The organism is Streptomyces sp. DF42 (assembly GCF_058267695.1).
This window is the reverse complement of the sequence record NZ_CM177859.1, coordinates 923,843-949,505: the sequence shown is the minus strand read 5'-3', so window position 1 is coordinate 949,505 and position 25,663 is coordinate 923,843. Positions and strand designations below refer to the sequence as shown.

At 70.6% G+C, this 25,663-nt stretch carries 19 protein-coding genes; 13 read left to right on the top strand and 6 right to left on the bottom strand.

The features are described from left to right. The first annotated feature begins 89 nt into the window (after positions 1 to 89). Together ACYUED_RS04395 and mltG are read left to right on the top strand one after the other, a co-directional pair. Positions 90 to 1,907: an ABC transporter ATP-binding protein gene (locus ACYUED_RS04395; protein WP_491291004.1), complete on the top strand. Its 1,818-nt coding sequence runs from the start codon at positions 90 to 92 to the stop codon at positions 1,905 to 1,907. 43 nt (positions 1,908 to 1,950) lie between these two features. Continuing rightward, positions 1,951 to 2,796, top strand: coding sequence for an endolytic transglycosylase MltG (mltG, locus tag ACYUED_RS04390; RefSeq protein WP_491291003.1), 846 nt, complete (start codon positions 1,951 to 1,953; stop codon positions 2,794 to 2,796). Positions 2,797 to 2,830: 34 nt separating this feature from the next. Here the strand turns inward: mltG and ACYUED_RS04385 are convergent, their stop codons facing one another. From ACYUED_RS04385 to ACYUED_RS04365, 5 genes are read right to left on the bottom strand one after another with little or no spacing between them, the layout of a single operon-like run. Further along, on the bottom strand, positions 2,831 to 3,916 hold the full coding sequence (locus ACYUED_RS04385) for an NAD(P)-binding domain-containing protein (RefSeq protein WP_491291002.1): 1,086 nt from the start codon (positions 3,914 to 3,916) through the stop codon (positions 2,831 to 2,833). 60 nt (positions 3,917 to 3,976) lie between these two features. Continuing rightward, positions 3,977 to 5,131 (bottom strand): LLM class flavin-dependent oxidoreductase, encoded by a 1,155-nt coding sequence (locus tag ACYUED_RS04380; RefSeq protein ID WP_491291001.1) that lies wholly within the window; start codon positions 5,129 to 5,131, stop codon positions 3,977 to 3,979. A gap of 3 nt (positions 5,132 to 5,134) precedes the next feature. Further along, a complete protein-coding gene (locus ACYUED_RS04375; protein ID WP_491294130.1) occupies positions 5,135 to 6,157 on the bottom strand; it encodes an ABC transporter substrate-binding protein in 1,023 nt (340 codons plus the stop codon). Positions 6,158 to 6,198: 41 nt separating this feature from the next. Then, positions 6,199 to 6,939 carry an ABC transporter ATP-binding protein gene (locus tag ACYUED_RS04370; RefSeq protein ID WP_491291000.1) on the bottom strand — a complete coding sequence of 247 codons (741 nt, stop codon included), beginning with the start codon at positions 6,937 to 6,939 and terminating at the stop codon, positions 6,199 to 6,201. After that, positions 6,912 to 7,814: an ABC transporter permease gene (locus ACYUED_RS04365; RefSeq protein ID WP_491290999.1), complete on the bottom strand. Its 903-nt coding sequence runs from the start codon at positions 7,812 to 7,814 to the stop codon at positions 6,912 to 6,914. Before ACYUED_RS04365 ends, ACYUED_RS04370 begins: the two co-directional genes overlap by 28 nt. Positions 7,815 to 8,155: 341 nt before the next feature. On the opposite strand from ACYUED_RS04365, the gene ACYUED_RS04360 reads away from it, so the two are divergent. The 6 genes from ACYUED_RS04360 to ACYUED_RS04335 all read left to right on the top strand — a co-directional run bounded on the left by ACYUED_RS04360 (position 8,156) and on the right by ACYUED_RS04335 (position 17,077). Beyond that, positions 8,156 to 8,584 carry a secondary thiamine-phosphate synthase enzyme YjbQ gene (locus tag ACYUED_RS04360; RefSeq protein ID WP_266526862.1) on the top strand — a complete coding sequence of 143 codons (429 nt, stop codon included), beginning with the start codon at positions 8,156 to 8,158 and terminating at the stop codon, positions 8,582 to 8,584. Between the two features lie 513 nt (positions 8,585 to 9,097). Beyond that, positions 9,098 to 10,066 carry a cyclase family protein gene (locus ACYUED_RS04355; RefSeq protein ID WP_491290998.1) on the top strand — a complete coding sequence of 323 codons (969 nt, stop codon included), beginning with the start codon at positions 9,098 to 9,100 and terminating at the stop codon, positions 10,064 to 10,066. Between the two features lie 130 nt (positions 10,067 to 10,196). Then, complete coding sequence (locus ACYUED_RS04350; protein ID WP_491290997.1) at positions 10,197 to 13,073, top strand: SpoIIE family protein phosphatase; 2,877 nt, start codon at positions 10,197 to 10,199, stop codon at positions 13,071 to 13,073. Between the two features lie 136 nt (positions 13,074 to 13,209). Next, positions 13,210 to 14,757 carry a sugar ABC transporter ATP-binding protein gene (locus ACYUED_RS04345; protein ID WP_491290996.1) on the top strand — a complete coding sequence of 516 codons (1,548 nt, stop codon included), beginning with the start codon at positions 13,210 to 13,212 and terminating at the stop codon, positions 14,755 to 14,757. After that, positions 14,754 to 15,860, top strand: a complete 1,107-nt coding sequence (locus ACYUED_RS04340; RefSeq protein WP_491290995.1) for an ABC transporter permease — start codon at positions 14,754 to 14,756, stop codon at positions 15,858 to 15,860. The genes ACYUED_RS04345 and ACYUED_RS04340 overlap by 4 nt, the downstream gene beginning before the upstream one ends. Positions 15,861 to 15,916: 56 nt before the next feature. Further along, a complete protein-coding gene (locus ACYUED_RS04335) occupies positions 15,917 to 17,077 on the top strand; it encodes a substrate-binding domain-containing protein (protein WP_491290994.1) in 1,161 nt (386 codons plus the stop codon). A gap of 19 nt (positions 17,078 to 17,096) precedes the next feature. Here the strand turns inward: ACYUED_RS04335 and ACYUED_RS04330 are convergent, their stop codons facing one another. Beyond that, positions 17,097 to 19,625 carry a SpoIIE family protein phosphatase gene (locus ACYUED_RS04330; RefSeq protein ID WP_491290993.1) on the bottom strand — a complete coding sequence of 843 codons (2,529 nt, stop codon included), beginning with the start codon at positions 19,623 to 19,625 and terminating at the stop codon, positions 17,097 to 17,099. A gap of 668 nt (positions 19,626 to 20,293) precedes the next feature. On the opposite strand from ACYUED_RS04330, the gene ACYUED_RS04325 reads away from it, so the two are divergent. The 5 genes from ACYUED_RS04325 (at position 20,294) to ACYUED_RS04305 (ending at position 25,550) form a co-directional block, all read left to right on the top strand. Beyond that, positions 20,294 to 21,556 carry an MFS transporter gene (locus ACYUED_RS04325; RefSeq protein WP_491290992.1) on the top strand — a complete coding sequence of 421 codons (1,263 nt, stop codon included), beginning with the start codon at positions 20,294 to 20,296 and terminating at the stop codon, positions 21,554 to 21,556. 281 nt (positions 21,557 to 21,837) lie between these two features. Then, complete coding sequence (locus tag ACYUED_RS04320; RefSeq protein ID WP_266677117.1) at positions 21,838 to 22,131, top strand: hypothetical protein; 294 nt, start codon at positions 21,838 to 21,840, stop codon at positions 22,129 to 22,131. A gap of 267 nt (positions 22,132 to 22,398) precedes the next feature. Then, a complete protein-coding gene (locus tag ACYUED_RS04315) occupies positions 22,399 to 24,054 on the top strand; it encodes an FAD-dependent oxidoreductase (RefSeq protein ID WP_491290991.1) in 1,656 nt (551 codons plus the stop codon). Between the two features lie 161 nt (positions 24,055 to 24,215). Beyond that, on the top strand, positions 24,216 to 24,722 hold the full coding sequence (locus tag ACYUED_RS04310) for a hypothetical protein (RefSeq protein ID WP_491290990.1): 507 nt from the start codon (positions 24,216 to 24,218) through the stop codon (positions 24,720 to 24,722). 117 nt (positions 24,723 to 24,839) lie between these two features. After that, positions 24,840 to 25,550 (top strand): class F sortase, encoded by a 711-nt coding sequence (locus ACYUED_RS04305; protein ID WP_491290989.1) that lies wholly within the window; start codon positions 24,840 to 24,842, stop codon positions 25,548 to 25,550. Positions 25,551 to 25,663 lie beyond the last annotated feature (113 nt).

Below are 25,663 nucleotides of genomic sequence, written 5' to 3'. Positions count from 1 at the left end.
TCATTGTGAGCTTAGGTAACAATGAGCTAAGGTCCGTCAGTCGCCGCCGCACCGCGCCGGCCATTCGTCGTCCCACCCCGTAGGAGCCCATGCACCCCGACCGTGAACCCGGATGGACTCCACCTGCCGACTCCGACTCCAAGGAGCAACCCCGGCAGGTGCGCCGCATCCTCGGACTCTTCCGTCCCTACCGCGCCCGTCTCGCCGTCGTCGGCCTGCTGGTCGGCGCCGCGTCCCTGGTCTCCGTCGCCACGCCCTTCCTGCTGAAGGCGACCCTCGACACCGCGATCCCGCAGGGCCGGACCGGCCTGCTCAGCCTGCTCGCGCTCGGCATGATCCTCAGCGCCGTCCTGAGCAGCATCTTCGGTGTCCTGCAGACCCTGATCTCGACGACCGTCGGCCAGCGCGTCATGCACGACCTGCGCACCGCCGTCTACGGCCGCCTGCAGCGCATGTCGCTCGCGTTCTTCACCCGCACCCGCACCGGCGAGGTCCAGTCCCGCATCGCCAACGACATCGGCGGCATGCAGGCCACCGTCACCTCCACCGCCACCTCCCTGGTCTCCAATCTGACCAGCGTGGTCGCCACGATCGTCGCGATGGTCGCCCTCGACTGGCGCCTGACCGTCGTCTCGCTGGTCCTGCTCCCGGTCTTCGTGTGGATCAGCCGCCGCGTCGGCAGCGAGCGAAAGAAGATCACCACCCAGCGTCAGAAGCAGATGGCCGAGATGGCCGCCACGGTCACCGAGTCGCTCTCCGTCAGCGGCATCCTGCTCGGCCGCACCATGGGCCGCTCCGACTCGCTCACGAAGTCCTTCGCCGAGGAGTCCGAGGGCCTGGTCGACCTCGAAGTCAGGTCGAACATGGCCGGCCGCTGGCGCATGGCCGTCATCACGATCGTCATGGCCGCCATGCCGGCCGTCATCTACTGGACCGCGGGCATCGCCCTCCAGATGGGCGGCCCTGACGTCTCGATCGGCACGATCGTCGCCTTCGTCTCGCTCCAGCAGGGTCTGTTCCGCCCGGCCGTGAGCCTCCTGTCGACCGGCGTCCAGATCCAGACCTCGCTCGCACTCTTCCAGCGCATCTTCGAATACCTCGACCTGCCGATCGACATCACCGAGCGGGAGGACCCGGTCCACCTCGACCGGATCAAGGGCGAAGTCCGCTTGGAGGCCGTCGAGTTCCGATACGACAGCAACGACAACAAGCGTGCGCCCATCCTCGACGGCATCGCCATCGACGTCCCCGCGGGCAGCAGCCTCGCGGTCGTCGGCCCGACCGGCGCCGGAAAGTCGACGCTCGGCTATCTCGTCCCGCGCCTGTACGACGTCACCGGCGGCCGCGTCACCCTCGACGGGGTCGACGTCCGCGACCTCGACTTCGACACACTCGCGCGCGCGGTCGGCGTCGTCTCCCAGGAGACGTACCTCTTCCACGCCTCGGTCGCCGAGAACCTGCGCTTCGCCAAGCCGGACGCCACCGACGAGGAGCTTGAGACGGCGGCGAGGGCGGCCCAGATCCACGAGCACATCGCGTCGCTGCCCGACGGCTACGACACGGTCGTCGGCGAGCGCGGGCACCGGTTCTCCGGTGGTGAGAAGCAGCGCCTGGCCATCGCGCGCACCATCCTGCGCGACCCGCCGGTCCTGATCCTCGACGAGGCGACCAGCGCCCTCGACAACCGCACCGAGGCCGCCGTCCAGGACGCCATCGACGCCCTCTCGGCCAACCGCACCACGCTCACCATCGCCCACCGCCTGTCCACCATCCGCGGCGCCGACCAGATCGTGGTCCTCGAGTCCGGGAGCGTCGCCGAACGGGGCACGCACGAGGAACTGCTGGAACGGGACGGGCGGTACGCGGCCCTCGTACGCCGGGATGCCCAACTGGAGCCGACGAGCTGAACATATGCCGGGTTTGTGACGGTATGCGGGTTACCGTGCCCGCATGCAGAAGAACACTCCGCCACGGAGCACGATTCGACTGACGCGGCGGGGCCGACTCGTCCTCATCGCGACCGGAGCCGTTGTGGCCGGCACCGCCGTGGCGGTGCCGCTGGTGATGCTGGAACGCCACCGGGATACCAGGCCCACCTCGCTGGTCATCCCCGAGGGCTGGCGCGCGAGCCAGGTCTACGCCGCCGTCGACAAGGGGCTCACCCTGCCGGCGGGCAGCACCAAGAGGGCGCTCGCGAAGGCCCGGCTGAAGCTGCCGAACGACGCGGAGGGCAACCCTGAGGGCTATCTCTTCCCGGCGACGTATCCCCTCCGCGCGAAGGCGACGCCCGAGTCGGTGCTGTCGTTCATGGTCGACACCGCGAACAAGAAGTTCAACGGTGCCCCGGTCGCGGCCGGCGCTCAGCGCAACGCGATGAACGTCTATCAGGCGGTCACCATCGCCAGCATCGTGCAGGCCGAGGCCGCCTCGAAGGCGGACATGGGCAAGGTCGCACGGGTCGTCTTCAACCGGCTGGAGCGCGGGATGCCGCTGCAGATGGACTCCACCCTCAACTACGCCCTGAAGCGCGCGACGCTGAAGACGAGCGCCGGCGACACGAAGCTCGACAGCCCCTACAACTCGTACCAGCGCATGGGGCTGCCGCCGACACCGATCGACAACCCGGGCGAGGAGGCGATGCGCGCCGCGATCAGCCCCACCCCGGGCGACTGGCTCTACTTCGTCACGGTCAAGCCGGGCGACACCCGCTTCACCGCCGACTACCAGGAACACCAGCGCAACGTCGCCGAGTTCAACACCAACCAGAAGACCACCGGCACGAAGCCCGCGAAGTAGCTTCCCGGTGTCGCCGTAGCGCTCGGGCCGGGAGTCAGGCGGCGACGGGCTTCGTCGGTTCCCCGGCCAGCAGGTGCCGGATGTCCCGTACGGCCGCTCGGCCTGCCCGGTTCGCGCCGATCGTGCTGGCCGACGGTCCGTAGCCCACGAGATGGATGCGGGGATCGGCGACCGCGCGGGTGCCCTCGACGCGGATGCCGCCGCCGCGCTGCCGTAGCCGCAGTGGACGCAGGTGGTCGATGGCGGCCCGGAACCCGGTGGCCCACAGGATGACGTCGGCGTCGACACGCTGCCCGTCGGCCCACTCCACCCCTTCGGGCGTGACCCGGTCGAACATGGGCCGGCGGTCGAGGATCCCGTCCGCGATGCCCTGCCGGATCGCGTCGTTGAGCGGCAGGCCGGTGACGGAGACGACGCTCATCGGGGGCAGCCCCTGCCGCACCCGCTCCTCGACCAGCGCGACGGCCGACCGGCCCACGTCCTCGGTGAACGGGCCCTCGCGGAAGACCGGCGGCCGCCTGGTCACCCAGGTGGTGGCAGCGGCGTACGGGGCGATCTCCAGCAGATGCTGCGTACCGGAGGCACCCCCGCCGACCACGACGACCCGCCGCCCGGCGAACTCCTCGGGCCCGGGGTACTGGGCCGTGTGCAACTGCCGCCCGCGGAAGGTCTCCTGACCGGGACAGCGCGGCCAGAAGGGCCGGTCCCAGGTGCCGGTCGCGTTGATCAGGGCCCGCGTCGACCAGGCTCCGTCCGAGGTCTCGACCAGCAGTCGGCCGTCCTCGCCCTCCCGCACGGCGAGGACGTCGACGGGCCGCCGTACCCGGAGGCCGAAGGTGCGCTCGTACCTGGCGAAGTACTCGGCGATCACCGCGGACGACGGCCGCGCGGGATCTGCGTCCGCCAACTCCATACCGGGCAGCGAGTGCATGCCGTGCACCTTGCCGTACGTCAGTGACGGCCATCGGAACCGCCACGCGCCGCCCGGACCGGGGGAGTGGTCGAGCACCACGAAGTCGCGCCCCGGCTCGAAGCCGGTGCGCCTCAGGTGGTAGGCGCTGGACAGGCCCGCCTGGCCGGCGCCTATGACGACTACCTCGATCTCGACCGCGTTGTTCACGCTTGTGCCAACGGCGTCCGGGTCATGGATCTTCCCGAGACGATCCCGAGGCGACGAGCCTCACCGGCCGCTCGCGACGAGGATCGGCGAGCCGCCTCCGCCGGCCGGACGCTCCACCAGCCCCCGTGCCGCCAGCTCGGGAATCACTCCCTCCCCGAACCAGTACGCCTCCTCCAGATGCGGATACCCGGACAGTACGAAGTGCTCGACGCCCAGCGCGTGGTACTCCTCGATCAGGTCGGCCACCTCGGCATGGCTGCCGACCAGCGCCGTACCCGCGCCGCCCCGCACCAGACCCACCCCGGCCCACAGGTTCGGGTGGATCTCCAGCGCGTCACGGGAGCCGCCGTGCAGGGCGAGCATCCGCTGCTGCCCCACCGACTCGCTCTTGCCCAGCGCCGCCTGCGCGGCCGCGATCGTGTCCGCGCCGAGGTCGTCGAGCAGCCGGTTCGCGGTCGCCCAGGCCTCGGCCGAGGAGTCCCGGGAAATGGTGTGCAGGCGGATCCCGAAACGGACGGTCCGGCCTTCCCGCTCCGCGAGCGCCCGAATCCAGTCGATCTTCCGCTTCACCTGCGCCGGTGGCTCGCCCCAGGTCAGATAGACGTCCGCGTGCCGCGCCGCGACCGGCCCCGCGGCCTTGGACGACCCGCCGAAGAACAGCTGCGGCAGCGGATCGGGCGGCAGCGCCGTCAGCCCGCCCTCGACCTGGTAGTGCGTGCCGTCGAAGTCGTACGGCTGCCCGCGCCACACTCCTCGTACGACCGACAGGAACTCGTCCGTCCGCGCGTACCGCTGGTCGTGGTCGAGCCCGTCGCCGAAACGGCGCTGCTCCGCGGAGTCGCCGCCGGTCACGACGTTGAGCAGCAGCCGTCCCCGGGTGACCCGCTGATACGTCGCCGCCATCTGCGCGGCGAGTGTCGGCGAGATCAGTCCGGGCCGGAAGGCCACCAGGAACTTCAGCCGCTCTGTGTGCTGGGCCAGCGCCACCGTCGTCAGCCAGGCGTCCTCGCACCAGGTGCCGGTCGGAGTCAGCACCGCTTCGAAGCCCAACTGTTCGGCCGCCTTGGCGATTTGGGCGAGATACTCGATGTCGGGCGGGCGCACGCCGTTGACCCTGCGAGCGGCACCCAGCTCGTTCGGGGCGTACGCGTGCCGGTCGACGAGCGTGCGTCCGTCACCGCCGGTCGGCAGGAACCAGTGCAGATGAACGGTCATGTCTCAGCCCTCCGACGCGCGGGCGGGTGTGGTCGAGGCCGGCAGCTTGCCGTTGTACCGCAGGTCCACGAAGTCGGCGAAGTCCACCTTCTTCGGGATGAGCTTCAACTCGGTGAAGGTGTCGGCGATCTGCTGCTCGGACGCGATCAGCGGCCTGTCGACGGCGACCGAGATCCGGGTGGCGTTGGTGCGCTTCACCGAGGCCAGCGCGACGTCGTACGGCAGGCCGGTGTCCTTCGCCCAGACCTTCGCCCACTCCTCCTGGTGGGAGGGGACCCACGCCGTGGCCCGCCGCAGCCGCTCCAGATAGTCCTTGATGGCGGCGGCCTTCTTCTTGTCCTGCAGCGCGGTCGGCGCCGCCACCTGGAAGGTGAGCCCGTTGGTCACACCGTCGCCGGTCGTCAGGACACGACCCTGCCTGCCCTGCAGGATCTGCGAGGTGTACGGGTCCCACACCGCCCACGCGTCGACCTTGCCGGACGTGAACGCGGCGAGCGCGTCGGCCGGCTGGAGGTACTTGACCTTGACGTCGCTCAGGCTCAGCCCGGCCGCCTTGAGGGAGGCGACCAGCTGGTAGTTGGCGGAGGAACCCTGCGCCACGGCGACCGACTTGCCCTTGAGGTCCTGGGGCTTCGTCAGCTTCGAGCCGTTCGGTACGAGGATGGCGTCGCCCTTGGACGTGCCGTGGAAGGCGGCCACCACCGTGATCTTCGAGCCCGCGCCCGCGGCGAAGACCGGCGGGGTGTTGCCGACGCCGCCGATGTCGACGGCCTTGGCGTTGACGGCCTCCAGCAGCGGTGGGCCGGAGGTGAACGTGGACCACTTGATCTTGTAGTTGAGGTTCTTGAGCTCCCCGGCGGCCCGCAGGATCGCCTCGGAACCACCCTTCTGGTCACCGACGTCGAGGGTGAGGGAGCCCTTGCCGTCGGTCGCGCCGCCCACGTCCGTCGACGAGTTCCCGCCGCAGGCGGTGAGCAGGAGGGCGAAGGGGAGGAGGAGCGCGGCGGGGACGAGGCGTCGTCGCATCATGGATCCGTTCTGTGGAACTGGAGAGGGGGAGGGGGAGTTCAGGCGGCTTCGGCAGCCGTGTCGACGCCGAGCCGTTCCAGCAGTCCGGCACGGAGCTCGGCGAACCGGGGGTCGGTGATGTCACGGGGGCGGTCGAGGTCGATGCGCTGCTCGTGCGCGATGACGCCGTCGTCCATCACCAGGACGCGGTCGGCGAGCAGGACGGCCTCCTCGACGTCGTGCGTGACCAGCAGCACCGCGCAGCCCCGGCGCTGCCACAACTCGCCCACCAGGCGCTGGGCCTTGATACGGGTGAGTGCGTCGAGCGCGCCGAACGGCTCGTCGAGCAGCAGCAGATCCGGCTCGCGCACCAACGCCCTTGCGAGGGAGGCGCGTTGAGCCTCGCCGCCGGAGAGGGTCTTGGGCCAGGCGTCGGCGCGGTGGTCCAGGCCCACCTCTTCGAGGGCCCGTTCGGCGAGGGAGCGTTCGGGCTTGCCGGGCAGACCCAGCACCACATTGCGCCACACCCTCTTCCAGGGCATGAGCCGCGGCGCCTGGAAGGCCACCGCCTTGCGGCGCGGCACCAGGACCGTGCCCGCGATGTCGCGGTCGAGGCCCGCCAGGATGCGCAGCAGGGTGGACTTGCCGCAGCCACTGCGGCCGAGCAGGGCGACGAACTCGCCGGTCTGGACGTGGAGTTGAAGGTTGTCGATGACGGTGTGGCCGTCGAAGGAGCGGGTCAGCCCGTCGACGCATACCGCCGTTTGCGGGGTCACCGGCCGGTGAACGTCGGTCGCCATTGCAGCAGCAGCCTTTCGAGGGAGCGGACGATGAAGTCGGCGAGCAGGCCGAGGAAGGCGTAGACGATCAGGCAGACCACGATCACGTCGGTGCGCAGGAAGTCCCGTGCCTGCACCATGAGGAAGCCGATGCCGGAGTCGGCGTTGACCTGCTCGGCGAAGACGAGGGCGAGCCAGGCGACGCCGAGGGAGTAGCGCAGCCCGGTGAGCGCGCCGGGCAGTGCCCCCGGCAGCACGACGTGCCGTACGAGACCCCAGCGCGACAGCCCCAACGACTCGCCCGCCTCGATGAGTTGGGCGTCCACGCCGCGGATGCCGGCGTACACGTTCAGGTAGAGCGGGAAGGTCACGCCGAGCGTGATGATGGCGACCTTCGGGGCCTCGCCGATGCCGAACCAGATGATGAACAGCGGGATCAGACCCACGAACGGCACGGTCCGCAGCATCTGTACGGGCGCGTCCACCAGGTCCTCGCCGATCCTGAACAGGCCGGAGACCAGGGCGAGTCCGGTCCCTACGAGGGTGCCCAGCAGCAGCCCGAACGCCACGCGCTGGAGCGAGGTGCCCATGGCGGAGGCCAGCGAGCCGTCGCCGATCAGATCTCCGGCTACCTGGGCGATGCGACCCGGCGAGGCGAGCACGTTCGAGGCCAGCGCGCCGGTGGCGCTGAGGAGTTGCCACAGACCGAGCAACAGGAGGGGACCCGAGGTGCGGCGCAGCCAGCGCGGGACGTGGGTGCGGCGGGAGGAGGCGGGGGCGATGGGGGCCAGGTCGAGGGAGGTGTGGCCGTGGGCGCCGTCCTCCGCTTCCTTCGATGCCGATATAGCCGGAATATCGGGTTTGGAGGAGCCGGGCGGGGCATGACTGATGCTCATGAGTGCTCCACGAGGAGGAGAGCGGCCGGTGAGGGCGGGGAGCGGGAGGGGTGTGCGTCAGTGCCGCCACGTCACGACTGGGCGTACGGGCAGGGCGGAGCACAGGTGGAACGTGGAGCGAGGGGAGGGAAGGGCGTCAGCAGCCGCGACAACAGGCGGCGGAGACCACCCGCAGCAGGTCGATGTGACCGCGCGTGGTGAGCATGACTGAACGCAACATGCGGCGAAAGTAGCCAGGCCGTCGATGTACGGTCAATGGTGTCTCGCCAAGTGGACCGCTCGTATCGGCCGGTGGGCCGGAGTTGAGCTGCGGAACCCGGCGCATGGGCCAGGATGGGGGCATGTCAGATGCCTTCACCACCCGAGTGCTGAACGTCGCCACCGGCTCCACGGAGAGGGTCGTCGACCTGACCCGAGACTGCGAGGCCTTCCTGCGGGAGGCGGCCGCCGGCCGTGACGGCCTCCTCAACGTCTTCGTCCCCCACGCCACCGCCGGCATCGCGATCATCGAAACGGGCTCCGGCAGCGACGACGACCTGATCGCCGCGCTCCACTCCCTCCTCCCCGCCGACGACCGCTGGCAACACCGCCACGGCAGTCCCGGCCACGGCCGCGACCACGTCCTCCCGGCCGTCGTCCCGCCCCACGCGACGCTGCCGGTGCTGGACGGGAGGCTGGAGTTGGGGACGTGGCAGTCGGTCTGTCTGGTGGATACGAACAGGGATAATGCGGAGCGGAAGGTCCGTTTCTCGTTTCTCGCGGGCTCCTGACTGCAACTCGGTCTCCGGGCGACCCACTTCCTCCGTACCGGAGCCCAGGTCTGACCCTGAACAACAAGCGCCCAGGGACGGACTGCCGACCCGGACGCGCCACAGCCGTGGACGGCCACGCTGTATGTGCCGGACCGCACGGTGTCTCGCGACAGGCACTTCGCCGTGTACTCGCCCACGAGCACATTGTTGTCGAACACCTCGGTGAACGGGCCGCACCTCGTTCCACTCGCCGTACTCTTCCACCACGGCGAGCGCACCCGCACCGCGGTGGACGTGCGCCGGGATGGGGGACCCGGCGCGGTGCCGGACGGAACCTGCACAACCCCTCCCTGCGGGCACGCTCTCTCCAAGACCACCCGTGAATGTGCGAAGCTGGTTTTCCGATCACGAGGGACGGTGCTTCTCCGTGTCACGGCGTCAGCCGGGCGCACACCCCGTAAGCCCGATCCGTGTCGCGTCCGGTGACGTCCTGCCGTCGGAGCCGTTCCAGCCTGGGAGCGGTGAGTACAGATGAGTCCGAGTTCCGCCGATGCCGCGAATCCCGCGCCGACCGGCGTCGGCAACGGGCCCGCCGTCTCCCGCCGGGAGTTCGACGCACTCTTCGAGGCGGTTCGCACGTGGGGTCGCTGGTCCCCGGCCGACCGCGGTGCCTGGAACCGCGTCACCGCGGACCATGTGCGGCGGGCCGCAGCGCGCGTGCGGACCGGGACGGTCGTCCCGCTGGCGCTGCCGTGGAACACCCGGCCGGGCCCCGGCAACCGCAAGCCCGCCCTGCACCACATGACCGACCTCGGTGACGTGGAGGCGCCGGAACCCTCCACCCACAAGGACTTCATCGCCGCCGACTACCACGGCAAGGGCATCACCCATCTCGACGCGCTGTGCCACATCGCCTATCGGGGGCGGCTCTACGACGGCCGCACGGCACACGAGGTCGTCGGTGCCACAGGCGCCCGCTTCGGCGCGGTGTCGACGCTCGGGTCCCTCGTCACGAGGGGAGTGCTCCTCGACCTGCCCGCCGTCCTCGGGATCCACTGGCTGGAGCCGGGGCGAGCGGTGCACGCCAAGGACATTGTCGTTGTGGAGAAGGCGCTCGATGTGACGATCGGCGATGGCGACGCGGTACTGCTGCGCTCCGGACACGTCCGGCGCCGCGAGGAACTCGGCGCCTGGGACCCCGACACGGCCAGCGCGGGCTTTCATGTGGACGCCCTGCCGCTGCTGGCCGAGCGTGGCATCGCGCTGCTCGGCGGAGACGGCGACAGTGACGTACGGCCCTCACCCGTGGACGGCGTGCACTCGCCGGTTCACGCCCTGGCTGTGGCCGCGATGGGGATGCCACTGCTGGACAACCTCGACCTGGAAGCGCTGTCCGCCGCGACCGCGACGGCGGGGCGCTACGACTTCATGCTCGTCGTGGCGCCGCTGAACGTCCCTGGCGGGACGGGCTCGCCCGTCAACCCGGTCGCGGTCCTGTGACACCGATCCGGTCCGGTCACCGTGTGTGAGGGGCCTTGTGAACGGTGACTCGCGCCTCCAATGCCCGTATCCTCGTCCATATCAGGCATTTCGGAAAGATTGACTGTCGAAGGCGCGAGTGAGGCGGAGCGTGGTTCGGGCCGGCGAAGATCCGATACCGACGGGGCGTGCGTCAGACGGCACGGGGCCCGCCAGTTTCCGTGAGCGGTTCCTGCAGGGTGAGCCGGTCGAGACGGGTGTGCGCACGTCGATCCTGGATTCCTGGCGGCGCTGCCGGACCCTGGGGCTGTCGCCGGACCAGTCCGACCTTCCCTTCCGGGAGGACTTCGAACCGGACGGACGGATCGTCCGCGCGGCCGTTCCGGTGCTCGACCGGCTGCAGGCCACGTTCGCCGGCAGCGCGATGAACATCTCCGTCGCCGATGCGAACGGGACGGTTCTCCTGCGCCGTTTCGGAGAAGCGTCGCTGGCCAGAGTTCTCCCGGCCATCCAGAGTGTCCCCGGGTTCGTGTTCGCCGAGAAGGTCGCAGGTACCAACGGCATCGGTCTCGCCCTGGCCGAGCGCCAACCCATCCGGGTCTACGGTGCCGAGCACTTCGCCGAGCGCTCCCAGGGCAGTGCCTGCCGCGCGCTTCCCGTCCGCGACCCGCTCAGCGGCCGCATCGAGGGCGTCCTGTGCTTCGGCTATCCGCGCAGCGCCGAGGACCCGGCGCTGGACACCGTGATACGCAAAGCGGCCGAGACCATCGAGCGGCGGCTGCTGGGGCAGAGTTCCTCGCGTGAGCGCGCTCTGCTGCGGGCGTACCTGGACAGCGGAGTCGAGGCCGCCGCAGGTTTTCGGCACCGCATAGGGGTGCGGGAACTGGCTGGGGAGATGAGCCCCCGCGACCGGGCGATCCTCATGGAGAAGGCCGCCGAGCTGATCGCCTGTGCGCAGCGGGCCTGTGTCGACGTGCCCCTGTCCGACGGCCGTCGGGTCACGCTCGTGAGCCGGCCGATGACGAGTGGCTCCGGAGTGGAGGGCTTCGCCATCGAGGCCGTTGTCCCCGGTCCCTCACCGCGCGAGCCCCTCGCCCTCCCGCATCAGGTCCACGAGCCGCTGGGCCTGTCTGCCGAGCTTGCCGTCGCCACCTCCCTCACGTTCTCCGGCGCCGTTCCCGACGTGGCGCCCGGGCAGCTCCACGTCACCCCGCCGTCGGAGTACCTTCCCGGCACGGAGCACGGCCCTGTCGCCGTGGGCGTCGAGCGCGTCACGGCCGGCGACGGCACGACGGAAGAGCACTCCGACTCCCCGCCCCCGGCGAGAAGGCTCATGATGGTGGGGGAGCCGCACGTCGGGACCTACGCCCTGGCCGCGCGCCGCCGCCTGGAATTGTTGTCGGAGGCCGGCGTCCGCATAGGCACCACCCTGGATGTGCGCACTACCGCCCGGGAGCTCGCCGAGGCGGCGGTGCCGCAACTGGCCGACTTCGTCACCATCGACCTGCCGGAAGCCGTGCTTCGCGGCGAGGAGTCCGCCGATCCCCGCAGTGACCTACGCCGTACGGCGGTCCACGGCATCCATGACGACTGTCCCTTCCACCCGGTCGGCAAGCAGGTCGACTACGGTCCGACGATGCCGCAGTCGCGGTGTCTGACGAGCGGCCAGGCAGTGCTGGAACCGGACCTGAAGGCTGCCGCGGGCTGGTTCGGGCAGGACCCTGAGCACTCCGCACAGCTGCTGAGCCACGTCCACTCCCTCATCGCGGTGCCCCTGGTCGCCCGCGGTGCGGTCCTGGGCGTGGCCAGCTTCTACCGCGCGCAGGACTCCCCACCGTTCGGGGACGACGACCGGTCGCTGGCCCAGGAACTGGCCGCCCGTGCCGCACTGTCCATCGACAACGCCCGGCGCTACACGCGCGAACGCGCCATGGTCCTGGCCCTGCAGCGCAGCCTGCTCCCGCACGGTGTGCCGGACCAGGACGCCGTCGAGGTCGCCCATCGCTACCTGCCCGCCGAATCCGACGTCGGAGGGGACTGGTACGACGTCATACCCCTGTCCGGCACCCGCATCGGGCTCTTCGTCGGCGACGTCGTCGGCCACGGCATGCTCTCCGCCGCCACCATGGGGCGGCTGCGCACGGCCGCCCGCAGTTTCGCCGAACTCGACTTCCCCCCGGACGAGGTCCTCACCCACCTCGACAAACTCGTGGGACGCCTGGACCGGGAGGACCCCGGCGCCGTCGACGCAGGCATCATCGGCGCGACCTGTCTCTACGCCATCTACGACCCGACCACACAGCAGTGCACCATGGCCCGCGCCGCCCATCCCCCGCCCGCTCTGGCCCGCCCCGACGGCACCGTGTGGTTCCCCGACCTCCCCGCCGGACCCCCGCTCGGCCTCGGCGGTCTGCCGTTCGAAGCCGCCGAGCTCGACCTCCCTGAGAACAGCCAGCTGGTCCTCTACACCGACGGGCTCATCGAGGACCGTCACCGCGACGTCGACGTGGTCCTCGATCAGCTGCGCGCCACGCTGGCCCAGGCGAACGGCACGCCCGGCGAGACCTGCGAGGCGATACTCGCCACGGTGGCCCCCGCCCACCCCTGCGACGACATCGCCCTGCTCGTCGCCCGCACCCACGCCCTGGACCCCCAGCGGATCGCCACCTGGGACCTGCCCGCGGATCCGGCCCTGGTCAGCGAGGTCCGCGCCTCCGCCACCCGGCAACTGACCGACTGGGGACTCGACGAGGCCGCGTTCGCCGCCGAACTGGTGCTCAGCGAGCTGGTCACGAACGCCATCCGCCACGGAGCAGGGCCCATCCGGGTACGGCTGCTCCACGACCGCACCCTGATCTGCGAGGTCTCCGACACCAGCAACACCGCCCCGCACCTGCGCCGAGCGGCCAGCACCGACGAGGGCGGCCGCGGCCTGTTCCTCGTCGCGCAGCTGACGCAGAGCTGGGGCACGCGCTACACCCAGCAGGGCAAGGTCATCTGGGCCGAATGCGGGATCGAGGGGGCCTGAGGCGCCGACCCCGGCGATTCGCTGCTCCGTTGGGGTCACAGAGAGCGGCCAGATGTCGGAAAATGTGCGACATGTGCCGCTAATGTCACTGATGTGCATAGGGAAGAACACGACAGGTCCAACCCCGGAGAGGTCCGTGCACGAGGCCCATGACACCTCTGCGCATGCGGTCCCGCCCTTCGGGGCGGAACCTCTGGTCCGTGTCCGCGGACTTGCCAAGCGCTTCGGGGGAACTCTCGCGCTCGCCGGGGTCGACCTCGATGTCCACGCCGGCAGCGTCCTCGCCCTCCTTGGTCCCAACGGAGCCGGGAAGTCCACGCTCATCAAGGTGCTCGCCGGCGTCCACCACGCCGACTCGGGGCAGGTCACCGTGGCCGGGCACCCGCTCGGGAGTCACGCCGCTTCCCGGCACATGTCCTTCATCCATCAGGATCTCGGCCTGGTGGAGTGGATGACGGTAGCCGAGAACATCGCTCTGAGCACCGGGTATCCGCGCCGCGCCGGACTGATCTCCTGGCGGCTCACCCGAGAACACTGCACCGAGGCACTGCGGGTCGTCGCCGGACATCTCGACCCCGACACGCCGATCTCCCGCCTCGCCCCGGCCGAGCGTTCGCTTGTCGCCGTCGCACGAGCCCTGGCGGCACGGGCGAGACTCATCGTCCTCGACGAGCCGACCGCCCGCCTGCCCGCCGCGGACTGCACCCGGCTGTTCCGGGTGCTGCACACCCTGCGCGACCGGGGGCACGGCATCCTCTACGTCAGCCATCGCCTGGACGAGGTGTACGAGGTCGCCGACACCTTCGCCGTGCTGCGCGACGGACGCCTGGTCAGCCACGGCTCGCCGGCGACCCACCCTCCTGCCCGCCTGGTGCGCGCCATCACCGGCGAGGGGCCGACCGATCACCGCCTCGCCACCACCCCGGCCGACGGCCCGGCCCTCCTGACCCTGGACGGGGTGCGCACCCCCGACGCGGGACCGGTCAGTCTGGAGCTGAGGCGGGGGGAAGTCCTCGGCCTGGTCGGCCTCACGGGCGCCGGACACATCGGCGTCGCCCGAGCCCTCGCGGGCGCCCGGCCCCTCCTCGGCGGACGAGCCCTTCTCGGCGGTCGCCCGTACCATCCCCGTACGGTCGCGGACGCCGTCGGACGGGGTGTCGCCCTCGTACCCGGTGACAGGCAGCGGGAGGGTTGCCTCGCCGAGCTGACCGTACGGGAGAACCTCCTGGCCAACCCCCGGGCGGGAGGCATGTCGGCCATGTGCTGGATCAGCCCCCGCCGCGAACGCGCCGAGGCCGGCACCCTGATCGAACGGTTCTCGGTGCGTCCCCACGACAGCGAGGCCGCCATCGCCACGCTGTCCGGGGGGAACCAGCAGAAGGTCATGATCGGCCGGTGGCTGCGGCTGGCCCTGCGCCTGCTGATCCTCGAGGAACCGACGGCGAGCGTGGACATCGGTGCCAAAGCCGCGATCCACCGCCTGCTCGACGAGGCGCTCGCCGCCGGCCTCGCGGTCCTCCTCATCTCCAGCGACTTCGAGGAGGTCGCGGGCGTGTGCCGGCGCGCCCTGGTCTTCGTCCGCGGATCCGTGACGACCGAGCTGACCGGCCCGGCCCTCACGGTCACCGAGCTCACGCGGGCGGCTTCGGCCCTGCCCTCCTCCGGAACCGCGGCGAATCCGTGACCGGCTCCCCCTCTCCGGCTGCGCCCCCGCCCCGGCCGCGTCGCTCGGGCCCACCGAGGCGACTCGCCCGACTGCACGAACGGAGCGGGCAACTCATCGGCGCCTACGGCCTCCTGACCGTCACCGCCCTGCTCTTCCTGATCTTCTCCCTCACCCTGCCGCGTACCTTTCCCACCCGGGACACCGTCGACTCGATCCTGTCCAACCAGTCGATCCCGGCCGTCCTCGCACTCGCCGCGATGGTCCCCATCGTGACCGGCGCGTTCGACCTCTCCATCGGCTACGGTCTCGGCCTGGCGCACGTCATGGTGATGCAGCTCGTCGTGGGCGACGGGTGGCCTTGGCCGCTCGCCTGCCTCACGGTGATCGCCGGAGGGGGTGTCGTGGGCGTCCTCAACGGTGTCGTCGTCGAATTCGGACGGATCGACTCGTTCATCGCCACGCTCGGAACCGGCAGCATGATGTACGCGGTGACCGGATGGGTCACGGGCGGCGGCCGGATCGTCCCCGGCCCGCAAGGCCTCCCGGCCGCCTTCACCGACATCTACGACTCGACGTTCCTCGGCCTGCCGGTTCCCGCCTTTTACGTGCTCGCGCTCGCGGTCGCCCTCTGGGTGGTTCTGGAGCGGCTGCCGCTCGGCAGGTACCTGTATGTCGTCGGGTCGAACCCGCGCGCCGCCGACCTGGTCGGCATCCCGACCCGCAAGTACACCGTCTACGCCTTCGCCGCGTCGGGACTGATCGTCGGCTTCGACGGAGTGCTGCTCGCGGCCCAGCAGCAGATCGGCAACCCCAGCGTCGGCCTCGACTACCTGCTGCCCGCGTTCGTCGGGGCCCTCCTCGGCTCCACCGCCATCAAACCCGGGCGCCCCAACGCCCTGGGCACCCTCGTCGCCGTTGCCGTCCTCGCCGTCGGCCTCACCGGCATCGCCCAGATGGGCGGCGATTTCTGGACGGTCCCGTTGTTCTACGGCGGCACCCTGCTCCTCGCCGTCGGACTGGCCGGCTACTCCGCTCGTCGCCGACTGCGCACCGGCGCGTTCGTCGCCCGCGATTCGCCCGCCGTGACACAGGACGACGGCACGCCGGGCAGCCCTCCATGACCCACGCCGCGGGCACCGCCGGAGTGCCCGGGCGGCATCCTCCGCAAGGAGCTTCCGTGCACCGCAACCGCAACACCCCCACCGTCCGCAACGCGCGGTCCACTGCCACCGCCCTGGTGGTCGCGGTGTTCGTGCTGGCCGGCTGTGACCGCGGCTCTTCGAGCGGCCCGGCGCACCCCACCTCCGGTCCGGGCGGCTGCCCCGCGGCCCAGACCAGGGCCCAGGCCGCCGTCAGCCGGGCGGAGCGGAGCGACATCCCCTGGAACGGACCGACCAGCGGTCCCACCGCGGTGGGAGGCAAGACCATCGTCTACGTCGCCCAGACCATGACCAATCCCGGAGTCGCGGGCGCCGCGGACAGCGTGCGGGAAGCCGCGCGCGTCATCGGCTGGCACGTCCGGGTGATCGACGGTGGCGGCACCCCCGCCGGTATCCAGGCGGCGATGAGCGGGGCCGTGGACGTCAGACCCTCGGGCATCGTCATCGGGGGCTTCGACCCGGGCTCGACCTCCCAGCAGGTGGCGCGTGCGAACGCGGCAGGCATCCCGCTCATCGGCTGGCACGCGGTCGCTTCCCCCGGCCCCAGCCGGCGCCCCAGGCTCTTCACCAACGTCACCACCAAAGTCGAGGACGTGGCCAGAGCCAGTGCGCAGTGGGTCATCACGAGCTCCGACGGCACAGCCGGGGCCGTGGTCTTCACCGATGCCTCGATCCCCTTCGCCAAGTACAAGTCCGACCTGATCAGGAAGGAGCTGGCCACCTGCGCAGGGGTAAAGCTGCTGGCGTACGAGAACATCCCGATCCCGGATGTCGGCAGCCGCATGCCCCGGGAGATCTCCTCACTGCTCTCCCGCTTCCAGGGGAGATGGACCCACTCCGTCGCCATCAACGACCTGTACTTCGCCGATGCCGCCCCGGCGTTCCGCGCGGCCGGCAAGAAGGGTTCCGGCCCGCCCTTCAACATCGGCGCCGGCGACGGCGACCCCTCCGCCTTCCAGCGCATCAACAGCAAGCAGTATCAGGCGGCCACCGTGCCGGAGCCGCTGTCCCTGCAGGGCTGGCAGATCGTCGACGAGTTCAACCGCGCCTTCTCCGGCCGGCCTGCCAGCGGGTATGTGGCCCCCGTCCACATCAGTACGGCCGACAACAGCCACGGCGCCACGACCTGGGATCCGGCGGGATACCGGGAGGCGTACCGGAAGATCTGGGGCACGTGACAGTGGCGGCAGGGACTGGTCAACGTGGCGGGGCGTACTCGGTGAGCAGGAGCGCGATGTCGTCCGCCCTGTCGGGGGAAGCGTGGCAGGCATCCCGCAGCAGCCCGTCGGCCAGATCGTCCAGGCCGCCCCCGCCGAGCCGGGCCAGTGACCCCCGGAGCCGCTCGACGTCGGAGCCGATGTCCGAGTCGCGCCTCTCGATCAACCCGTCCGTATAGAGGGCCAGGACCGACCCGGGAGCGAGACGCAGCTCCGACTCCGGAAAGCGTGCCGTCGCGTCGATGCCGAGCAGTGGGCCGCCGGGCACATCCAGGATCTTGGTGTGCCCGTCGGGCAGGCGCAGCAGGGGCGGGAGATGGCCCGCTCGGACGATGCGCACGATCCCCGAGCGGGGATGGAACTGGGCGTAGCAGCAGCTGGCGAGGAGCACCGGGTCGAGGTCCATGTGGAGCCGGTTGGTGCCGGCGGCGACATCGCTCGGTCGGTGGCCGGCGGCGACGAATGCCCGCATGGCGCTGCGCAGTTGGCCCATGGCGGCCGCGGCGGGGACGTTGTGCCCCTCGACGTCCCCGACGATCAGTGCGACTTCGTCGCCGGTGGGGATGACGTCGTACCAGTCGCCGCCGATGTCCATCCCCCTGGTGCCCGGAAGATAACGCCCGGTGACGTGCAGCCCCGGCAGAGTGGGCAGCCGGCGCGGCAGCAGCGCGTCCTGCAGGCCGCGGGCGAGGGCGAATTCGGCGTCGTAGAGTCTGGCGCGTTCCAGCGCCTGGCCGATCAGGCCGCCCAGCGCGGTGAGGACTCCGCGCTCCTCGTCGGGGAACCGGTGGATGTCGTCGAAGCCGAGCACGCAGGCGCCGACCGGGTGGTTCGAGGCGATCAGCGGCAGGAACGCCCAGGAGTTGGTGTGACCCGCCATGAGCCCGGGGTAGGTCTCGCGGAGCTGCTCCCGGGACTCGACGAACAGCGGGACCCCGGAGGTCAGCGCGTCCGTCACGGGCAGCCGGGCATGCAGCGGGGTGCCCTCGAACCGGGCGAGAAAGCGTTTCGAGTAGCCGCGCTGAGCGAGCAGGTGCAGGCGCCGTTCCTCGACCACGGCGATCGCCAGCTTCTGGCCGCCGAACGCCGGCAGCAACTGTTCGGCGACGGCATCGAACACCTCGTCCGCGGTGGCCGCCTCGGTGAGGGCGCTGCCCAGCGTGAGTACCCGGTAGAGGGAACCCACGCGGGGGGCCGCGGGCGGAGGCGCCGAGGAGAGGGGCGGCCCCTCCTCGGTGACCGGTGCACCGGGTACGGTGCCGGCCGGTACGGGCTGCTGCACTCGTGAGGCCCATCCCGTCATGCCCTGAGCGCCCGGGTGGAGGGAGAAGACCAGCCACTCGTCCGGCGGGCGGCGGACCAGGAAGGAGACCGGCTGCTGGGAGACGGCGGCGGCCCGGTAGCGGTCCTCGTACACGGGATCGGCCAGCCAAGGCAGAATGTCCCAGGGGCGCCGTCCGAGCAGTTCGTCCTGGCGGACCCGCAGCAGATCCTCCAGGCTGTGGTTGGCGTAGGCGAGGCGCCCGTCGGGAGAGAGCGCGAAGAAACCGTCCGCGAGCCGCTCGATCGCCGCCACGGCGGCCATGCCGCTCCCGGAGTCCAGCACGGCGCCGACCAGGTGGCAAGAGGCCTCCGAGTCGTCGGGCCTCTCCGGTACCCGGCCCCACAGCTCGACGACGCGGTGTCCACCACGGCCGTCCAGGATGCGTAGGTGGTGCGCCAGTAGGTGTCCTTCCTCGACCGCGGCGCGGGCGGCGGACCCGAAACCGGGCAGATCCGCCGGCTCGATGCAGGCTGCCAGTGTGGTCGCCCGACCGTCGAACGCGCGGGGCGCAATCCCGAAGATCGCGCACAGCTCGTCGTCGGCAGTGAGGGCTCCGGTGTCGAGGTTCCAGTCGAACAGGCCCACCCGGATCGCCGGAGCGGACGGCAGCGGGACCAGTACCGGAGCCGTCCGCTCGTCGTACTCACCGAGCGTGCCGCGGGCCCGCAGTCCGGCGAGGGCGGTGCCCAGCCGGTCGGCGGCGGAGCGCAACTGCCCGCGCTGTGCCCTCGACAGTCCGGTCCCGTCCGGCTTGGGCGTCCACACCACGGCGATGGCGCCGAAGGTCCGCTCGCCCGCCCGTACGGGGACCGATGCAGAGCCGAACGGGTAGGGCAGGGCGATCGAGAGCTGGGGGAAGCGCCGCATCGTCTCCTCCGCGCCGGCCAGGTGGACCATGCGCCCGGAGCGGCACGCCTCCGCCACCGGCATGCGGCTGTTGACCGGGATCCGACGCCACCCGCTGAGCAGTGAGGGCGGTGTCCCGCAGGACGCGGCCACGACGAGCGAGCGATGGTCGCCGGAGAGCAGGAACACGCTTCCGGTATGCGCTCCGGTGACCTCCACCGCATGGACCACGGCCCTCGCCAACGCGTCGTCACGCTCGGGCGCTTCGCCGACACCCGCGGCGCTGAGCGGGTATGAACTCGATGCCATACCGTTGGCCGACACGCTGCCCTCGATCATCCATGGAGTGCTTTTCCCAGTTTAGAGCCATTCGCACCTCTCTGTGGATGGATGTCGGGCCGGTACGGGTGAGTCGATTTTGTCCCCGCAGGCCAGACGGAGCGGGGGAACGTTCGCCAGGGTGCCCGATCATGAGCGAGAGCGAGCCGCCCGCCCCAGCGGAAGCTCCTCTCGCCACGGATGCGGACGTACTCGCGCCGTTGGTGCGGCCGGCACCTCGGGGGTCGGGCGTTGGCTGCGTGTCCTGGCGGAGTGCTGGATGCGGCCCGTAGTGCAAAAACCGAGCCGTGTGTACTCGCCCTCAGGGGGCGAGCAGAACCTCCTGGAAACGCTGGACGTAGTCCTGTCGTGGATGCAGGATTCCCGACGAGTTGGACGCTTCTCTGAGCCAGGGCGCCCTGGAGCCGCGCACGGACTGTCAACCTTGGGCCCTCAAGCTGAACCAGGGGTTGCCCTAACGGAGGTTGGCGGACACGAACAAGGACAACGCCGATCGAACGGTACGTCTGAGATTCCTCGCGGGCGGCTGACTCAGGAGCGCACCGCTGGGGCTGGCGGTGAACCGAGCGTCGGCTTTGGACAATTGTGGCGCGTGTTTTGCCGGCCCTTGCGTTGTCCGCATCGCCACACGGACCTAGCGTCCCCTGCGGAACCGTGGGAGGGCCGGCATGCTGAAGACCGTCCGAGAGCAGGCAACTGGTCTTACCAAGGATCAGCGCAACGCCTTCGTCGCCGCCTATCTGGGCTGGGCGATGGATGCCTTCGACTATTTTCTGGTGGTTCTCGTCTACAGCGAGATAGCCGACGAATTCCATGTCTCCCTCACCGACATGGCTTTCCTCACCACCGCGACCCTGGTGATGCGTCCGGTCGGTGCCCTGCTCTTCGGCATGTGGGCGGACCGCAGAGGCCGCCGGCTGCCGCTCATGGTCGACGTGGTGTTCTACTCGATCGTCGGCTTCGCGTGCGCCTTTGCGCCCAACTACGCCGTCCTGCTGGTCCTTCGCCTGCTGTACGGCATCGGGATGGGCGGCGAGTGGGGCCTGGGGGCGGCGCTGGCCATGGAGAAGATTCCCGCTGAGCGGCGGGGCTTCTGGTCGGGCCTGCTGCAGAGCGGCTACTCGCTGGGATATCTGCTCGCCGCTGTGGCCTTCTTCGGCATCGAACCCACCTTCGGCTGGCGGGGGTTGTTCGCCTTCAGCCTGGTGCCCGCGCTGGTCGCCCTCTGGGTGCGCACCCGGGTGGAGGAGAGCGAGGTGTGGGAGAAGAGCGTCCGGCTCAACCGCACTCCCGCCTACCAGGTGTTCAGGAACCCGGCGGTGCTGCGCCGCTTCGTGTACCTGGTGGCGCTGATGACAGCCTTCAACTGGATGTCGCACGGCACCCAGGACGTCTATCCGACCTTCGTCAAGAAGGGCCTGGGCCTTTCCCCGGACACGGCCATCGCCATCGCGGTGGTCTACAACATCGGCGCCATGATCGGAGGCGCGCTGCTCGGTGCCTTCTCCGAAAGGCTGGGGCGCCGCCGCACGATCATGATCGCGGCGGCCGGAGGTCTGGCGGTGGTGCCGTTCTTCGTGCTGTCCACCACCGTCGGCTGGTTGATGCTCTCCGCCTTCCTGATGCAGGTGTGCGTACAGGGAGCCTGGGGCGTCATTCCCGCGCATCTGACAGAGATGAGCCCGGACGCGATCCGAGGCTTCTATCCGGGCGTCACCTACCAGCTCGGCAACCTGATCGCGGCCCTCAACCTGCCGCTCCAGGAGGCCATCGCGGACCGTCACGGCTATCCCGCGGCGATGACGTGGACCGTGGTGCCCGCCCTGGCCGTGGTGATCGTCCTCAGTGCCGTCGGCAAGGAGGCCAAGGGCATCCGCTTCGGCGGCACGGGCACGCAGACGCCGAGCACGGCACCGGCCGACACGGTGTAGTTCCGGTGCTCGAATGCTCGAACGACACACCGACTGTGTCGGTACTGGGTGACGTAAGTCGTACGAACTGCCTTCAGATGTCCACGCCTTGCCGGAGTGCCCTCGCGGGGTCCCTCCGGCGCAGGCGGCAGCCGCCGTACCCCTTCTGCTTCACGCACCGTGGTGAGAATCCACGGAATCACCGTGTGGCACCCGCCAATTACGGATATTTCGCCCTAACTTCCATGGCTGTCGAAGGCGATCTTTCGCGATCGCATCCCCTTCACTCCATCGGAGAGAACATGCACATGCTCCGCAAGGCTGCCGTTCTGGTCGTGGCCCTCGGGACCGTCGGGTTCCTGAACGTCGGCGCAGCGCAGGCCCACGGGGGCCAGGACGGCGGCGGTCAAGGCGGCGTGTTCACCGTCCAGCAGAGCACGACTTGCCGGTCCCACGACCTGAACATCGACATCCTCGGCGCGGTCGGGCTGCTCAACGGCGCCCTGGGTGGCGCGCTCAACGGCGAGGGCAACCCGGGCGCCCAGGAGGACCACCTGGGCTCGACCATGGGCTGCAACAACGCGGTAGGGAAGTAGGCGGCAGGTCAGACCGTCCCCGGTGCCCGGCCACAGGCCGGGCACCGGGCCTTTTTGTGTCGCGCCGTCAGATCGGGGTGTCGTTCCTTGCCTTAACGCCTCTCGTCGTACTCAGACCCGGCTCAGACCCGCTTTCCGCACCCATTGGGCTGCCCACCGGGTGACAGGCGGGTGAAGCCTGAGCCGCCGTCCGATTCGCGGGGCATGCATGAGGACCGCGGCCCGATCCGGCCGGTCGCGGACAAAGACGTGCTGGAGGCGAGAGTGATGAACGAACGAGTCGACCAGGCCGACCACCACACCCTCAGGGTCCCGGTCCTCATCGTCGGCGGTTCCCTGGTCGGCCTGTCGACCTCGTTGTTCCTGGGACGGCTGGGGGTGCGCCACGCCCTGGTGGAACGGCACTCCGGCACCTCCATCCACCCGCGCGGCCGCGGCAACAACGTCCGCACGATGGAGGTGTTCCGGGTGGCGGGCGTCGAGTCGGCGATCCATGAGGCCGCCGCCACCTTGGCCGACAACCACGGCATCCTGCAGGCGCCCACCCTGGTCGGCGACGCGGGCGAGTGGCTGTTCAGGGAGATCGACCCCGGTGGCGGACTGGCCCGCTTCAGCCCCAGCGCATGGTGCCTGTGCAGCCAGAACGACCTGGAGCCGGTCCTGCTCGACCACGCCAGGGCACTCGGCGGCGAGCTGCGCTTCTCCACCGAACTCATGTCGTTCGAGAGCGACCCCACCGGCATCACCGCCGTGGCCAAGAGCCGCGAGACCGGCGAGCACACCACCATCCGCGCCGACTACCTCGTCGCCGCCGACGGCCCCCGCAGCCCCGTCCGTGAGCAGCTCGGCATCGGTCAGAGCGGTCCGGGCGACCTGTTCCACAACGTCAGCATCACCTTCCGCTCCCGCCGTCTCGCCGACGTCGTGGGCGACCGCCGCTTCATCGTCTGCTACCTGACGAACCCGGACGCCGACGGAGCGCTGCTGCCGGTGGACAACCGCGAGAACTGGGTCTTCCACGCCCCCTGGCACCCCGAACACGGCGAAACGCTGGAGGAGTTCACCGACGAACGGTGCATCGAGCACATCCGCCGCGCGGTCGGGTTGACCGATCTCGACGTGGAGATCACCGGCCGGGCACCCTGGCACGCCGCCCAGCGCGTCGCCCGCAGCTACCGCTCCGGACGGGTCTTCCTGGCCGGTGACTCGGCCCACGAGATGTCGCCCACCGGTGCCTTCGGCTCCAACACCGGAATCCAGGACGCGCACAACCTCGCATGGAAGCTGGCCGCGGTCCTCGGCGGCTGGGCGGGGGAGGGGCTGCTGGACACCTACGACGCCGAGCGCCGCCCGGTGGCGGAGGCGACCAGCGCCCGCGCCGCCGTCCGTTCGGCCGAACACAGTCACCCCGGATTCACCCCGCCGCCGGGTGCGGGCGGCGGCCGCCAGCGAGGCATCCTCAACGTGGCGCTCGGCTACCGGTACCCGCAGGGCGCGGTCGTCGGCGCCGATCCCGCCGCAGCGGTCGTCCCGGAGAACCTCGACCTGAGCGGGGCGCCCGGCACGAGGGCGCCCCACCTGTGGGTGAAGCGCGGAGGCGAACGGATCTCCACTCTCGACCTCTACGAACGGACCCCGGTCCTGCTCAGCGACGCCGGTGACCCGAGCGGATGGCACGAGGCCGCCACCCGCCTCGCCGACGAGATGTCGGTCCCCGTCCGGTCGTACCGAGTGGGCGCCGGACCCGAGGCCGAACTGGTTCCGGAGGGCGATGTGGACTGGGCGGAGCGCCACGGCACGACCCGCGGGGGCGCCGTCCTCGTACGGCCGGACGGGTTCGTCGCGTGGCGGTCGTCCGGACCGGATCCGGATGCCGGATCGGCGCTGCGCAGGGCCCTGGAAGACGGTCTGTCACTGGCCTGATCACCCGCCCGGCAGAGTGCCGGGTGAGGTGTGCTCGCTTCACCCGGGTGATCGTCCCGACTGGTGGCCCGGCGATGTCTGGCTGACGGTGGATCACGTCGGGGCCCGGTCAAGACAGCTGACAAAGTCCCAGCTGCCGGGCCTGACGGAAGGACCATCAGATGCGCTCTGCTCGCATGATCCTGGCGACAGCGGCGGCCTCGGCCGTCCTCGCCATCGGTGCACCCGGCGCATACGCCGCCGGGGGCGACTGGGATCACGACGACTCTTCGTACAGCGACGGCTCTTCGCACGGCAAGGAGCACGGCCAGGACACCAAGCACGATTCCCCGCACGGCGGCATGCACACGGGTGGTGGCGCGCTCACCGCGGTGAACGACCGCGACGACTGGGCCACCGCGAAGGACCCGAAGACGGACCCGGAGACCTACAAGGACAAGGAGGGCGAGCACGGCCAGGACTCCTGGGGCGGCGACCACGACAGTGACGGTGGCCGCGGCAACGACTCATGGAGCGGCGGACACGAGAAGCCCAGCGGTGGGATGCACACCGGCGGCGGAGGCCTTGCCACCCCGTCGGCGACCGCGGGCGGACTGGCGGTCCTGGCCGTGGCCGCGACCGGCCTGTATGCGGTGCGCCGCAAGAAGCTGGCCGGAAGCCCGGCCTGATCCATGCCTGATGCGATAGCGCAGCCGCGGCCGCCACCCGTTTGCCCGTGTGGCGGCCCGGCTCGCTGTTCGCATCCCGGTCCGCCCCGCTGCCGTGCCCGATTGAGGTGATTTCCGATGGCAGCCCCCCCTTCCCCCACCGGCGACGACCCGGTGTCCACCGGCCAGGGATCGTCCCGCTCGGGGGCGATGATGATGTGCGCCGCGGCCGGCCTGCTGCTGGCCGCGAGCCTGATCAGCGGCCAGGGCGAGTCGACCGACGCCTCCAGCCCGCCGGGCGGCCCCCAGTCCGCGGCGACGGCCCCGCAGGCCGCAGATTCGCCGCCGCGGTCGGCCGCGTCGGCACCGCCCGCCGGGCAGCCGGCGGGGAAGCATCTGCCCCGGTCCAGGCCCGTGCGCCTGCGCATTCCGAAGATCGGGGTCGACGCCCCCTTCACCGACCTCTACATCGGCTCGACCGGACAGCTGGAGCCGCCTCCGGCCGCCGACACCAACCTCGTCGGCTGGCATGTCAAGGGAGCCTCCCCCGGCGAGGCCGGAACCGCGATCATCGCCGGTCACGTCGACACCAAGACGTCCGCGGCGGTCTTCGCGAACCTCGGCGAGCTGCGCAAGGGCGACCGGTTCTCCGTCCTGCGGGCCGACGGGCGCACCGTGACCTTCCGGGTCGACGGCGTGGAGACCTTCGACAAGTCGAACTTCCCCAGCGACCGCGTGTACGCCGACACCCCGCAGGCCCAGGTGCGGCTCATCACCTGTGCGGGTGACTACGACCGCTCGGTCCGGGACTACACGGACAACCTGGTGGTCTTCGCCCATCTCGTCTGAGCGTCACCCGCGTAGTGCATACGAGTCGCGCTCTTCACGGGACGGGCACACGATCGAGGAACGCTGACGCCGCATCACCGCGGCTCGAACAACCACTTCCCCCCTCCGCGAAG